Raw genomic sequence first — 13,553 nt, forward strand, 5'->3', positions numbered from 1 at the left:
CGTCAGCACCCTCCGGCCACCGACTCGACTGCCTGGCTTACCCAGTTGTCGCCTGGAGCCGCTACGATCGCCGGAAAGCCGCCGTCCCCTCTCCATGCGCGGCACTATCCGCTACGAAGGTCATCCATGCCCCACAGCAAAACCTCTGCATCTCGCGACAGCCTCGTCGGCGTGCGCCTCGCGCGCGGAGCGTCGCCGTGGCTCCTGCCGACCGTCGCCATCGCAGCCGTCAGCCTGGTCCGCGCCCGCCGCTCGGGTGCCGCCAAGGCCGTAGCCGTCCCCGCCACCGCTCTCGCGGCGGGGATGCTGTGGTTCTTCCGCGACCCCGAGCGCGAGATCACCCGGGGCCGGGTCATCTCGCCCGCCGACGGTGTGGTGCAGAGCATCATGCCGTGGAAGGACGGTCGGACCCGCGTCGCGATCTTCATGAGCCCGCTCAACGTTCACGTCAACCGCGCCCCGCTGGCCGGCACGGTGACGTCGGTCGAGCACATCCCCGGTGGATTCGTTCCCGCCTTCAACAAGGAGAGCGAGAACAACGAGCGCGTCGTCTGGCACTTCGACACCGAGCTCGGTGACATCGAGATGATCCAGATCGCCGGTGCGGTGGCCCGCCGCATCGTGCCCTACCTGCCCGAGGGCACCAAGGTGGAACAGGGCGAGCGGATCGGTCTCATCCGGTTCGGCTCGCGTGTCGACCTCTACCTGCCCGAGGGCGTGGAGATCGACGTCGAGGTGGGCCAGAAGACTGTGGCTGGGGTGACTCGCATTGACCGTGATTGATCCGGAGAAGACACAGACAGGCTGGGTGCCCGACGCCGACGGGGCGGACGACGACGAGGAGATGCCCCTCTCACTCCGCCTGTCGATAGCGGACACCCTCACCCTCGGCAACGCCACCTGCGGCTTCATGGCGGTGTACTTCACCACCACCGGCATTCTGATCCCGCACCTCACGGGCAGCCAGGAGAGCGGAATGGCCCGCCACAGCGCGGCCACCGCCGTGATCCTCATGCTGTGCGCGGCGGTCTTCGACCTCTTCGACGGCCTGGTGGCCCGCAAGCTGCGCTCCTCCCCCATGGGCGCGGAGCTCGACAACCTCTCGGACCTGGTCAGCTTCGGTCTGGCCCCGGCGTACTTCGTCCTCGTGTACGGCATGGTCGCGGACGACGCGCACCAGAGGGTGGCCGCGGTCGGGGCGATCGTGGTGCTGCTGGCGGTGGTGCTGAGGCTTGCGAGGTTCTCCTGCGTCACCGTCAAGGACGGCACCTTCCAGGGCATGCCGTCACCGTTCGGGGCGCTGACCATCGTCTCGATCGTGCTGCTGGAGCTGCCGTTCGTGGCGACGGTTCTGGCGATCCTGGGCACGGCCTGGCTGATGGTGAGCCGGGTCGAGTACCCGAAGCCGCGGGGCCCCCTCGCGGTGGCGATGCTTTCCTGGATCGTGCTGGCCATGGGCCTGCTGGCGGCCTGGGCCTTCGACGCCCCGAGCGGTCAGCTGCTCCTGCAGACCGGCTGCGCGCTGCAGCTGGTGATGGGCGCGGTGATCCCGCTGTTCGCCACGGCCCGCCGGGTGAACAACTTCCGCGGCAATCGCCGCGAGGCACGGGCGGCCCAGCCGTAACGCTTGCCGCTTCGGGCCCCGGACCCTGTTGGGTCCGGGGCCCTTTGCTTTTGCGGGCACCCGGCACAGGGTGCGGGCCTGCCGGGGCCTCGCCCGGCCTTCCGGGCATGCGCCCGCCCACCATCGGACTCAGTGAGCGCAAAGACGCGGGCAGGACACTCGGCCCGTCCGGGGGCACCGCCCTGCTCGAAAAGCTCGGGGGAGTTCGAGGACGAGGGCCCCGGTTCCGGGCAGCCGACTCGGGGGAAGGCCGGCCGGCTGCTCCTTCGCCCACCGAGTCGGGTGGCGGGTGGGCGAAGGCCGGGGTTCAGAGGGGCGGAGCCCTCCTGGTGCGGCCGGGCGGAGCCCTCTGGTGCGGCGCGACCGGGCGGCCTCAGCTCAGGAAGTCGCGTGCGATCTGTTCCGCCGTCCGTTCCAGGATCGGGCCCGCCTCCGCGATGCACTTCTCCACGTCCGGCTCGAGATCCGTCAGCGCGTACGCGCGCCGGATCCCCACCCGCCCCAGTACCTCCGGCGGCAGCGCGAGCCTCCCGCACACCGCGACGACCTCCTTGCCGGCGGCACGGGCCGCGGCGGCCACCCCCGCCGGGGCCTTGCCGTGCAGGGTCTGCTCGTCCAGCGAGCCCTCACCGGTGATCACGAGGTCGGCCCGCTCCAGCGCGGGCGCGAAGCCGAGGACGTCCAGCATGACCTCGATACCGGGCCGGAACCTGGCCCCGAGGAGCAGCGCGCCGTATCCGATGCCGCCGGCCGCGCCCGCACCGGGCGAGGCGGCGAACTCGGTGGTCCTGGCCCCGGCGGGCTCTTCCAGCACCTTCACGAAGTGCGCGAGCGCCGCGTCCAGCCGCTTCACGTCCTCGGGGGAGGCGCCCTTCTGCGGGCCGTAGACCGTCGGGGCGCCCTTCGGGCCGGTCAGCGGGTTGTCGACATCGCTGGCGAGCACGACCTCGACCTCGCCGAGGCGCGGGTCCAGGCCCGACAGATCCGCCGAGGCCAGCTCGGCGAGACCGGCGCCGCCCGGCGTCACCGGCTCGCCGTCGGACTTCAGGAAGCGGGCGCCCAGCGCGGCCAGCATGCCGGCGCCGCCGTCCGTGGTGGCACTGCCGCCGACCCCGAACACGAGGGTCCGCGCGCCCGCGTCCAGCGCGGCCGTCAGCAGCTCGCCGGATCCGTACGTGGATGCCGTCAGCGGCGCGAGGACACCGCCCGGCAGCCGCTGGAGGCCGCTGGCCTCCGCCATCTCCACCACGGCGGTGTCGCCGCGCAGCGCGAAGGCCGCGGTGACCTCGTCACCGAGGGGGCCGGTGACCCGCACCTCCCGCCGGTCGAACCCGGCCGCGACCGCCGCGGCCACCGTGCCGTCGCCGCCGTCGGCCACGGGAAGCGCCTCGACCTCGAGGCCGGGCACCACCCGCCGCAGCCCGGCGGTCACCCGCTCGGCGACCTCCACGGCCGTCAGCGACCCCTTGAACTTGTCCGCGGCGACGAGCACCCGCCGCGCCGGCGCCTCCGACCGTGCTGACCGTGCTGATCGAGTACCGCTCACTGCAGCGTCCGCCACTTCCGCCATCCCTTGCTCTCCGGGCCCGTACGTATGCCGGGGCAGTCGTGCCCCGCCGACCCTAGCTCTCGGCTCCGCGGACCGTCATGCCCCTGCCCAGCCCGTGGAACGGCGTCGGACGCACGGAGGCCGGGAGGGACGTCGGGTGCGGGAGGGACGTCAAGTGCGGGAGGGACGTCAAGTGCGGGAGGGGCGTCAAGTGCGGATGGGGCCGGGCGCGCCGGGCGTGAGCCGGGCGTCCGGCCGGGGTCGCCGTGCCCCCGGCGTGTGCGCCGTCCGGTGCCGGTCGCGGGACCGGCGTGTGCTGCCGTGCGCCCTGGCCGGCCGGGTTTCCCGGCCGCGGTGCGGCCGCTCGCCGCCACTACCCTTCCCGTATGACCACCACCCAGGATGTCCAGGACTACGCCACCTATATCGCCTCGCTCCCCCGTGTCCTCGCCGGCGCCGGCGCCCTCTTCCGGGACGGCGAGGGCCGTGTGCTGCTGGTCGAGCCGAACTACCGTGAGGGGTGGGCGCTGCCCGGCGGCACGATCGAGTCGGACGACGGGGAAACCCCCCGTCAGGGGGCACGGCGCGAGACGGCCGAGGAGATCGGGCTGGACCGTGAGCTCGGACGGCTGCTGGTCGTGGACTGGGTGCGCGGGGCCGGACGGCCGCCGGTGGTGGCGTACCTGTACGACGGCGGAGTGCTCGGCGCGGACGATCTCGCGGCGATCCGCCTGCAGGAGGAGGAGCTGCTGTCCTGGCGGCTCGTGCCGCGCGCGGAGCTGGCCGAACATCTCCCCGACGCCCTCGGTCGCCGCGTGCTGGCCGCACTGAGCGTCCTCGCCGACGGCTCGGGCACCGCGGAGCTGGAGGAGGGGCACCGGTCGAACTGATCCTGATTCAACGATGTTTGGAGGTCGGCGTGGCGCCCCGATGAACACTGTGCGAAAGCGCGGCACTGCCTTCCGTGACGGATCACACAGCATCTGAATGTAGATGCCACCGGTTGATGTGTGAATAATTCAGCCACGTGGCTCGATTCCGACGCCTCCCTCTTCTGTCGCATGTGTTCGGCCCTCCGTGGCGAACACGGTCCACGAAAGGCATGTGGTCGTGACTGCCACACTGACCGATTTCCACTACGGAGCGGTGACTCCGGTCATCTCCTACCTGATGGCGTGCATGGGGTCGGCGCTGGGCCTGCGCTGCACCGTGCGGTCCATGCGCCGCGGGGCTCAGCAGAGCCGGAGGATCGGTTGGCTCAGCCTGGGAGCCGTGTCCCTCGGCTGCGGCATCTGGACGATGCACTTCATCGCGATGATCGGCTTCAGCGTCAACGGCGCGGTCGTCGAGTACGACACCCGGCTGACCCTGCTGAGTCTGGCCGTCGCGATCGCCGTCGTCGCCATCGGTGTGTTCCTGGTCGGCTACCGCGGTGCCCGCCCGGCCGTCCTGGGCACGGCCGGTCTCATCACCGGCCTGGGCGTCGCGGCCATGCACTACATCGGCATGGCCGCCATGGACGCCGGCGGCACCATCCGCTACGACACGGTGGCCGTGGTGCTGTCCGTCCTGATCGCCGTGGTCGCGGCGACCGCGGCACTGTGGGCGGCGGTCTCCGTCCGAGGACTCTGGGCGAGCCTGGGGGCGAGCCTCGTGATGGGCGTCGCGGTGACCGGCATGCACTACATGGGCATGGCCGGCGTGAGCGTGCACCTCGAGCACGCCGGCACGTCCTCGCAGTCGTCGGTCGGCCTGATGTCCTTCCTCCTGGCCATGGTCGCCGGCCCGGTGGCGGTGCTCGTGCTGGCCGCGGTGATCGTCATGTTCGACCCCGAGATGGTCCTCGGGAACGACGAGCAGCCCCGCCGGGTGCGGTCCGCGACGGGTGACTTCACCACGGGGGGCTTCACCCCCGAGCAGCCTCCGTCGCCCGTGTCGCACCGGTACGAGGGCCCCTGACGGATCCGGCGGGCGGCGACTGCTGGACTTCGAACAGGGCCGGGCCCCGCTCGAAGTCCAGCAGTCGCTGCTTGCGGTCCAGGCCTCCCCCGTATCCGGTGAGGCCGCCGCTCGCACCGATGACCCGGTGACAGGGGATGACGATGCCGATCGGGTTGCGGCCGTTGGCCAGTCCGACGGCCCTGGACGCCTTCGGACTGCCGAGGACCCCGGCGAGTTCGCCGTACGTACGGGTCTCGCCGTAGGGGATGTCCGTCAGCAGATCCCAGACGCGGCGCTGGAACGGGGTGCCGTGCGGGCTCAGCTCCAGAGTGAACTCCTTCAGCCCGCCCGCGAAGTAGGCCTCCAGTTGTTCCTCGGCGTCGGCGAAGGCCCTCGCGGCGGGAGCGGCGGAGCCGGGGTCGACCCGGTCGCCGAAGGTCTCCTCCGGCGGGCGGTGACGCTGGCCGGTCATGTAGAGGCCGCACAGGACGCCGTCGTCGTCGGCGACGAGCGTCAGCGGGCCGTACGGGCTGTCGATCACGGTGTGCCGCTTCATCGGGTTCACCTGCTTCACCTGCTTCATTCGTTTCGTCGGTGCTCGTACGTCCTCATGCCGGCAGGACGTTGATCGGGTGGCTGTCCGTCGCCCACAGGTACTGCACCGCGTACGCCCGCCAGGGCCGCCAGGCCGCCGCGCGTGCGGTGAGCGCGGCGGGGGTGGAGGGCAGGCCGAGTTCCCGGGCGGCGCGGCGGATGCCGAGGTCGGTGGGGAGGAAGGCGTCGGGGTCGCCGAGGGCGCGCATGGCGATGACGTCGGCGGTCCAGGGGCCGAAGCCCGGGAGGGCGAGGAGCTTCGCGCGGGCCTCGGGCCAGTCGCTCTCCACGCCCAGGCGCAGGCCGCCGTCCACGAGTGCGTGCACCAGGGTGGTGAAGGTGGCACGGCGGGCGCGGGGCAGGGCCAGGGTCTCGGGGTCCAGGTCCGCGAGCGCCTCGGGCGACGGGAAGAGGTGGGTGAGTCCGCCCTCCGGGTCCGGGTCGGCCACCGGTTCGCCGTGCGCGGTGACCAGGCGGGCCGCGTGGGTGCGGGCGGCCGCGGTGGAGACCTGCTGTCCGAGCACGGCCCGGACGGCGAACTCCGCCTCGTCGACCGTACGCGGGACCCGGCGTCCGGGCGCCTTGTCCACCAGGGGCGCGAGGACCGGGTCGGCGCGCAGCCGGTCGTCGACGGCCACCGGGTCGGCGTCCAGGTCGAGCAGGCGGCGGCAACGGCTGATGGCGACGGTGAGGTCCCGCGGGTCGGTGAGGGTGAGGCGGCAGGCGATGTGGTCGGGCCGCGGGGCCAGGGCCACGAAGCCATGCCCGTGTGGCAGCCGCAGGGTGCGCCGGTAGGCACCGTCCCGCCACTCCTCCACGCCCGGTACGGCGGTGGCGGCGAGGTGGCCGAAAAGGTTGTCGGGGGTGAGCGGGGCCCGGAACGGCAGGCGCAGCGACAGCGCGGCGGGGGCGCCGGTGGAGGCGAGGGTGCCGGTGGAGGCGAGGGTGCCGGTGGAGGCGAGGGTGCCGGAGGCCCTGGCGGGGCCGGGGGCCCCAGCCGGACCGGGGGTCCGTTTCGGCGCGCGGGCGCGCAGGTCGCTCGGGGCCAGGGCGAAGACCTCGCGCACGGTGTCGTTGAAGGTGCGGACGGAGGAGAAGCCGGCGGCGAAGGCGATCTCCGTCATCGGCAGGGCCGTCGTCTCGATGAGCAGCCGCGCGGTCTGCGCGCGCTGGGCCCGCGCGAGGGCGAGGGGCCCCGCGCCCAGCTCGGCGAGCAGTTGGCGTTCCACCTGCCGGGTGCTGTAGCCGAGCCGGGCGGCGAGGCCGGGCACGCCCTCCCGGTCCACGGTCCCGTCGGCGATCAGTCGCATGGCGCGGGCCACGGCGTCGGCCCGCTGGTTCCACTCCGGTGAGCCGGGGCTGGTGTCGGGACGGCACCGCTTGCAGGCCCGGAATCCCGCCTGCTGGCATGCCGCCGCGCTCGGGTGGAAGACCATGTTCTCGGGTTTGGGCGGTACCACCGGACAGCTGGGCCGGCAGTAGATGCCGGTGGTGAGGACGGCGGTGAAGAACCAGCCGTCGAACCGCGCGTCCTTGGACCGGACGGCACGCACGCAGCGTTCGGTGTCGGTGTGCATCCCCTTCTGCATGGGTCCAGCATCGGGGACGGAACGCGTCCGGTCTCGCGGAAATCCGACATGAACCTCGGCCGGCCTGCACTGTCCCGACGGCCCGGGGCACGGCCGCAGGTCCGTCGCGTACGACGGCCGGGTCCACCCGGGGCCCCGACGCGGCCGAGTGACCGCGCCGGTCCCGTGGAAGCTGCCGGGGCCGGTCCCGCGCCCCTCTAGTCGGTGAACTCCCCCGCTGTCGGCCGCCGCGACAGCGCCGTCGCCCCGTCCACGTCGGTCAGCGGGCGCAGCCGGTAGGTGTAGGCGTAGTCGCGGTTCGCGAGAAGCTTGTACTCGTCGTGGGTGTGGGCGCCCCAGCTGTTGTCGCCGCCGACGCCCATCTGCCGGTGGTTCAGCCGCAGCACGACGGCGTCGCGCGGGGTGAGCTGGTAGTCGTGCCGCACTCCGGCCGACAGGTCCTCCGGGGTGAAGTGCGAGGCGTTGACCTCGAGCAGCGGTTCGCCGCTGGCGAGCAGGCCGCGTCCGTCACGGCCGGTCAGGGCCACCCAGCGCACCTCGGTCCGGTTGCCGTTCTCCTGCGGGCGCAGATAGGGCGTCCACTGTCCGGCGACGGTACCGGAGTACAGCCCGACGTCGGTGCCGTCGGCACGGTCCCAGTGGTTCTCCTCCGGGCCGCGGCCGTAGTAGCGCAGGCGGTCCAGGGTCCGGGGCAGGAACAGCAGGGTGCCGACCTCCGGGATGTACGGCAGGTTCGGGGCGCCCGGGTGCAGGGTGTTGCCGACCTTGATCTCGCCGTTGCCGAAGACGGTGTACGTGGTCGTGTACGTGGACCCGGTCGCGGTGGGCAGGGTCCCGGTGACCGTGATCTCGACGGCCCGGTCCCGCAGCGCCCGCACCCGCACGTCCGTCACCTCGCGACGGGTGCCGGCGTCGCGCCAGGTCTGGTTGCGGGTGTGCTGGCCGTTGCCCCGGTCGTTGTCGGTGGGTGCCCGCCAGAAGTTCGGTACGGGGCCGGAGTCGATCAAGCGCGTACCGCCTGCCTCGTACGAGGTGATGGTGCCGCTGCGTTTGTCGACGGTGACGGAGAAGCCCTTGCCGTCGACCGTGACGGCCTTGTCACCGTCGTCGTGGCGCAACGCCGGTACGCGCTCCAGGAGGACGGGGGTCACGGGCGGACTGCCCGCGTCGACGGGGAGCTGCCCCGCGGCGACCTCGAAGCCGGCGTCGGCCCATGCGGTGCGTTCCCTGGTGGTGAAGGACAGCCGCAGGAAGTACTCGGTGCCGGGGGCCGGGCTGCGCGGCAGCCGCACGGGCAGGGTGATGTCCTTGACGGACGAGGGCGGCACGTCCAGCTGGCTGCGGGTGAGCCTGCCTCGCTGTACGGCCTTCCCGTCCGCCACAAGTGACCAACTTCCCTCGAATTCTCGGAGGTTGGTGAACAGATACTCGTTGGTGAGGGTCACACGCCCCGAGGTGGTCACACCATTGGAGCCGGACGCGGGCGTGACGTGGACGGCCTGGTGGATCCGCTTGACCTCGGCGGCCTTTCCGGTGTGGCGGCGGTCGGCGGTGACGATGCCGTCCCCGGAGAAGGCGCCGTCGTTGGGGTTGTCGCCCCAGTCGCCGCCGTAGGCGAGGAAGTCCTTGCCCCGGGGCCGCAGTTCGGCGTGCTCGGCGTCGGACGCGTCGAACCAGAACCGCACCCCTTCGTCACCTGGACGCCGGTCCTCCAAGGCCAGTTCGGAGGCACCGAGAGCACGCGCGTACACCCGGGCGCGCCGGATGGTGCCGCTGAACTCCCGGGTGGGGTTGTCGACATCGGTGGCGAGGGAGAGCGGCGCCGTGTTGGCGTCGGGACCGCGGGAGGTGGCCCGGGTGGCCCGTACCACGCCGTCGACGTACAGCGTGAGCGTGCCCGCGTCCGCGTCGTAGACCCCGGCGACGTGGTGCTCGCGTCCGGTCCAGCCGTCAGGGACGGCCCAGTTGACCGAGATCCACTGTCCGCCGCCGTGGACGAAGAACTCCAGGCCGCCGCCGTTCTGTTTGAGCGCGTACTGGGTGTCTCCCTTGACGACGATCGGTTGGTGATATCCCGTCACCTTGGGAGTGATCCACGCTTCCAGGGTCAACGAGCCGGTGAGGTCGAGGCGTTCGTCGCGGGGGAAGACCGTACCGCCGGATATGCCGCGGGCGCGGGAGAACGTGCCGCTGGGGTTGACGATCTCGCCGCGCAGACGGGCGGGTCCCGACTCGGTGAGCCGGATGCGCGCCGGGGCGGGGTGGCGCAGCGCCTGGTCGGCGAAGTCCCAGATCCAGCCGCCCTGGAGCACGTCGTGCCGGCGGACGACGTCCCAGTACTTCTTGAAGTTGCCGTTGGAGTTCCCCATGCCGTGCGAGTACTCGATCATCACGTACGGCCGGGTGTCGCCGGTGTCCTCGGCTCTCTCCTCGACCCGGGCGGGGCTCTCGTACATCTTCGAGCGGATGTCGCTGATGCCGGGGCGGTCGTCGCCCTCGTACTGGATGACGCGGGTGGCGTCGTAGGAGCGGATCCAGTCGTGCATGGCGTTGAAGGTGGTGCCGCCGCCCGCCTCGTTGCCGAGCGACCAGATGACGACCGAGGGGTGGTTCTTGTCGCGGTGCACCATGTTCTGTGCGCGGGCCACGCACGCCTCGGTCCACTCGGGGTGGCTGCCGGGGTACTCGCCGCGGATGCCGTGGGTCTCGAGGTTGGTCTCGCCCACGAGGTACAGGCCGTGCTCGTCGGCGAGTTCGAGCCAGAGCGGGTCGTTGGGGTAGTGGGAGGTGCGGACGGTGTTCATGTTGAGGCGCTTGACGATCTCGATGTCCTTCACCATGTCCGCGCGGGTGAGGGACATGCCGCGGTCGGGGTGCATCTCGTGGCGGTTGGCGCCGCGGAACGAGACCGGCTTGCCGTTGATCCGCATCAGGCCGTCGGTGAGGGCGAACTCCCGCAGGCCGACCCGGTGCGAGAGGGTCTCGGTCACCCTGCCGGAGGGGTCCCGCAGCCGGAGTACCGCCGTGTAGAGGTACGGGTGTTCGGCCGACCAGAGCCGCGGGTCGGGAACGGTTCCGGACGCCTCCACGGTGACGTCCTGCCCTGCGGGTACGGAGCCGGTGTCGGCGGCCGACTTCAGGGGCCGGGGCCAGACGGCGTGGCCCCTGGCGTCGTAGAGCTGGGTCTCGACGGTGTACCGGCCCGCGTTCTTCCCGCCCGAGCAGTCCCGCACCTGGGCGGTGACCTTCAGTTCGGCGCTCGTGTACGCGTCGCCGAGCGGGGTGTCCAGACGGAAGTCGCGCAGGTGGACGGCCGGGGTGGAGTAGAGGTGGACCGAGCGGAAGATGCCGCTCAGCCGGATCATGTCCTGGTCCTCCAGCCAGTCGCCGTCCGAATAGCGGTAGACCTCGACGGCGATCCGGTTGGTGCCGGGCTTCAGGTGCTCGGTGATGTCGTACTCGGCGGAGGTGTAGGAGTCCTCGTGGTAGCCCACGAGGGTGCCGTTGATCCACACGTAGTGGGCGGACTTGACTCCCTCGAAATGCAGGAAGGTACGCCGTCCCGTCCCTGTCCAGTCGCGGGGCACGGTGAAGGTGCGCCGGTACTGGCCGACGGGGTTGAAGCGGGTCGGGGCGGCCGGTGGCCGCGCCTCCTCGCCGAGGCCGTTGGCGCCCCACCAGGGGTAGGTGATGTTGACGTAGATCGGCGCGTCGTAGCCGTGCAGTTGCCAGCAGGAGGGGACGGGGATGCTGTCCCAGGAGCTGTCGTCGAGGTCGGTGCGGTGGAAGTCGGGGTCGCGGTCCTCGGGGCGGTCGACGTGGGCGAACTTCCAGGTGCCGTCGAGGCTCAGCCGGTACGGCGAGCGGGTGCGGTCGGCGGCGAGGGCCTGCTTCAGGTCCGCGTACGGCATGAGCGTGGTGTGCGGGGGCTCGGTGCCGAGCCGGAAGACGGCGATGTTGCCGTTCCACTCCGGCCCGGTGTCCGCGGTCGGGCTGCCGTCCGGCGCGTCGTCGGCCGCGGCTCTCCGTCCGGCGGCGTGCGCGTCGGCGGGCGCCGCGGACAGGGCGAAGGCGCCGAGGAGGGCGGCTCCTCCCTCCAGGAGCCGGCGGCGGCTGACGGGCGGCCGTGTGTCGGGGTGGGCGGACCGGTCGGGGGGAGACACGTGGGGGTGCGGCATGACCGTGGCCTTCCTCGGTTCGACAGCGCACCGCCGCACGCGCACGGATGCATGGCTACACGGATGCCCGGATGCCTGGACAGGGGCACGGACCGGGGAGCGCGTCGGGGCGGGCCCTCGGCACACCGTGACGGAGGACGCGTTGCTGTCGGGACGGATCACAACGAGTGATGACGGAGGTGACGCGGGCGAGTTCTGAGCCAGGCACACCCTAGGACTCGAACACAATCGGAGCAATGATCCTGTCGAGGTCTGTTCGATCCTGATGGTTCGATGGCTCGATTCCCGTCGCTCGTCCGTGAACAGCGGGCACGGAACAGCGGGTGCGCAGGGGGCCGGCCGCGAGGAACGCCGACGGGGCGGGCCCGCGGTTACGCGGGCCCGCCCCGTGATCCACGGCGCGAGGTCTCAGCCGGTCGGACAGGTCGTCGAGAGGTCTTCGAAGGCCATGGAGAGGCCCTGGAGAGGCCGTCGGACAGGTCAGCCGACCGGGGCCGGCTCCACGGGGGCGGTCTCCTGCGGGCCGCCGCTGATCGGCAGGACCTCGGCGTCGGAGGCCCGGACGAAGCGGGGGCCCGCCGGTCCGTACACTCCGCGCGGCTCGGGGAACAGCGTGAGCAGGCCGAGGTAGAGGACCGCCGCGAGGCCGAGGCCGACCGGCAGCGAGATGTCCATGCCGTCGGCCAGGTTGCCGAGCGGTCCGACGAACTGGCCGGGCAGGTTGGTGAACAGCAGTGCCACGGAGGCGGAGACCAGCCAGGTGGCGAGGCCGCGCCAGTTCCAGCCGTGGGCGAACCAGTAGCGGCCTCCGGTGCGGCGCTGGTTGAAGACCTGGAGCGCCTGGGCGTCGTACCAGCCCCGGCGGGTGACGTAGCCGAGGATCATCACGATCATCCACGGTGCGGTGCAGGTGATGATCAGGGTGGCGAAGGTGGAGATCGACTGGGTGAGGTTCAGCCCGAAGCGGCCGATGAAAATGAACACGATGGACAGGGCGCCGATGAGGATCGTCGCCTGGACGCGGCTGAAGCGGGTGAAAACGCTGCAGATGTCCAGCCCGGTGCCGTAGAGGGCGGTCGTGCCGGTGGACAGGCCGCCGATCAGCGCGATGAGGCAGAGCGGCAGGAAGTACCAGCCGGGGGAGATCGCGAGCAGGCCGCCGACGTAGTTGGGCGCGGCCGGGTCGACGTACTTCGCGGCCCGGGTCGCGATGATCGACGCGGTGGCGAGACCGAAGACGAACGGCAGCAGGGTGGCGATCTGGGCCAGGAACGCCGCGCCCATCACCCGGCGGCGGGGCGTCGCGGCCGGGATGTAGCGGGCCCAGTCGCCGAGGAACGCGCCGAAGGAGACCGGGTTGGAGAGCACGATCAGCGCGGAGCCGATGAAGGACGGCCAGAACAACGGGTCGGCACTCGAGGCGAAGCTGCCCGCGTAGCCGGGGTCGAAGTCGCCGGCGAAGGCGAAGGCGCCCAGCACGAACAGGGCCGATGCCGCTACCACGGCGATCTTGTTGACCAGCAGCATGAAGCGGAAGCCGTAGATGCAGACCACGAGCACGAGGGCGGCGAAGATCGCGTACGCCACGATGTACGACAGGGTCGACTCGGGGAGCCCCACCAGCCGGTGCGCGCCGCCGACGAGGGCGTCGCCCGAGGACCACACCGAGATCGAGAAGAAGGCGATCGCGGTGAGCAGTGAGAGGAACGAGCCGACGACCCTGCCGTGCACCCCCAGGTGGGCGGAGGAGGAGACGGAGTTGCTGGTGCCGTTGGTGGGGCCGAAGAGTGCCATCGGCGCGAGCAGCAGGGCGCCCGCGATCAGGCCGAGCACGGTCGCCGCGAGCCCCTGCCAGAAGGAGAGGCCGAAGAGGATGGGGAAGGCGCCCAGCACACAGGTCGCGAAGGTGTTGGCGCCGCCGAAGGCGAGCCGGAACAGGTCGAGCGGACGGGCCGTACGGTCCTCGTCCGGGATCTGCTCGACACCATGAGTCTCGATTTCGGTGACCGAGGTCGCCATGGGGCTCTCACCTGCTGTTCATACCGGGGACGGGACCACAGTGTGGGTCACCCGCAGAC

General features: G+C 71.7%; 9 protein-coding genes. 4 read left to right on the forward strand and 5 right to left on the reverse strand.

Annotation, left to right across the window (positions count from 1 at the left end; all coding sequences use genetic code 11):
- Positions 1-126: 126 nt before the first annotated feature.
- Positions 127-783 (forward strand): phosphatidylserine decarboxylase, encoded by a 657-nt coding sequence (locus ACFYQA_RS14095; protein WP_388916297.1) that lies wholly within the window; start codon positions 127-129, stop codon positions 781-783.
- A 25-nt stretch (positions 784-808) separates the two neighbouring features.
- Positions 809-1,624, forward strand: a complete 816-nt coding sequence (gene pssA, locus ACFYQA_RS14100; RefSeq protein ID WP_388916525.1) for a CDP-diacylglycerol--serine O-phosphatidyltransferase — start codon at positions 809-811, stop codon at positions 1,622-1,624.
- Between the two features lie 373 nt (positions 1,625-1,997).
- Here the strand turns inward: pssA and ACFYQA_RS14105 are convergent, their stop codons facing one another.
- Positions 1,998-3,185 (reverse strand): glycerate kinase, encoded by a 1,188-nt coding sequence (locus ACFYQA_RS14105; protein ID WP_388916300.1) that lies wholly within the window; start codon positions 3,183-3,185, stop codon positions 1,998-2,000.
- Positions 3,186-3,559: 374 nt separating this feature from the next.
- Here ACFYQA_RS14105 and ACFYQA_RS14110 point away from each other — a divergent pair, with 374 nt between their 5' ends.
- The gene (locus ACFYQA_RS14110) at positions 3,560-4,063 is read left to right on the forward strand and encodes an NUDIX domain-containing protein (protein WP_388916303.1); all 504 of its coding nucleotides are present in this window, start codon (positions 3,560-3,562) and stop codon (positions 4,061-4,063) included.
- Between the two features lie 220 nt (positions 4,064-4,283).
- Complete coding sequence (locus tag ACFYQA_RS14115; protein WP_388916306.1) at positions 4,284-5,132, forward strand: MHYT domain-containing protein; 849 nt, start codon at positions 4,284-4,286, stop codon at positions 5,130-5,132.
- On the opposite strand, the gene ACFYQA_RS14120 is transcribed toward ACFYQA_RS14115, so the two are convergent.
- From ACFYQA_RS14120 to ACFYQA_RS14135, 4 genes are all read right to left on the reverse strand, one after another.
- Complete coding sequence (locus tag ACFYQA_RS14120; protein WP_388916309.1) at positions 5,080-5,670, reverse strand: methylated-DNA--[protein]-cysteine S-methyltransferase; 591 nt, start codon at positions 5,668-5,670, stop codon at positions 5,080-5,082. The genes ACFYQA_RS14115 and ACFYQA_RS14120 overlap by 53 nt on opposite strands.
- 52 nt (positions 5,671-5,722) lie before the next feature.
- A complete protein-coding gene (locus tag ACFYQA_RS14125) occupies positions 5,723-7,297 on the reverse strand; it encodes an AlkA N-terminal domain-containing protein (protein WP_388916312.1) in 1,575 nt (524 codons plus the stop codon).
- Positions 7,298-7,494: 197 nt separating this feature from the next.
- Entirely contained in the window at positions 7,495-11,475 is a 3,981-nt protein-coding gene (locus ACFYQA_RS14130; RefSeq protein WP_388916315.1) for a glycoside hydrolase family 2 TIM barrel-domain containing protein, read from the reverse strand.
- A gap of 480 nt (positions 11,476-11,955) precedes the next feature.
- Positions 11,956-13,494, reverse strand: coding sequence for a purine-cytosine permease family protein (locus ACFYQA_RS14135; protein WP_388916318.1), 1,539 nt, complete (start codon positions 13,492-13,494; stop codon positions 11,956-11,958).
- Positions 13,495-13,553: the final 59 nt, after the last annotated feature.

It is taken from the genome of Streptomyces sp. NPDC005774, from assembly GCF_042871645.1.
GTDB lineage: Bacteria > Actinomycetota > Actinomycetes > Streptomycetales > Streptomycetaceae > Streptomyces > Streptomyces pratens.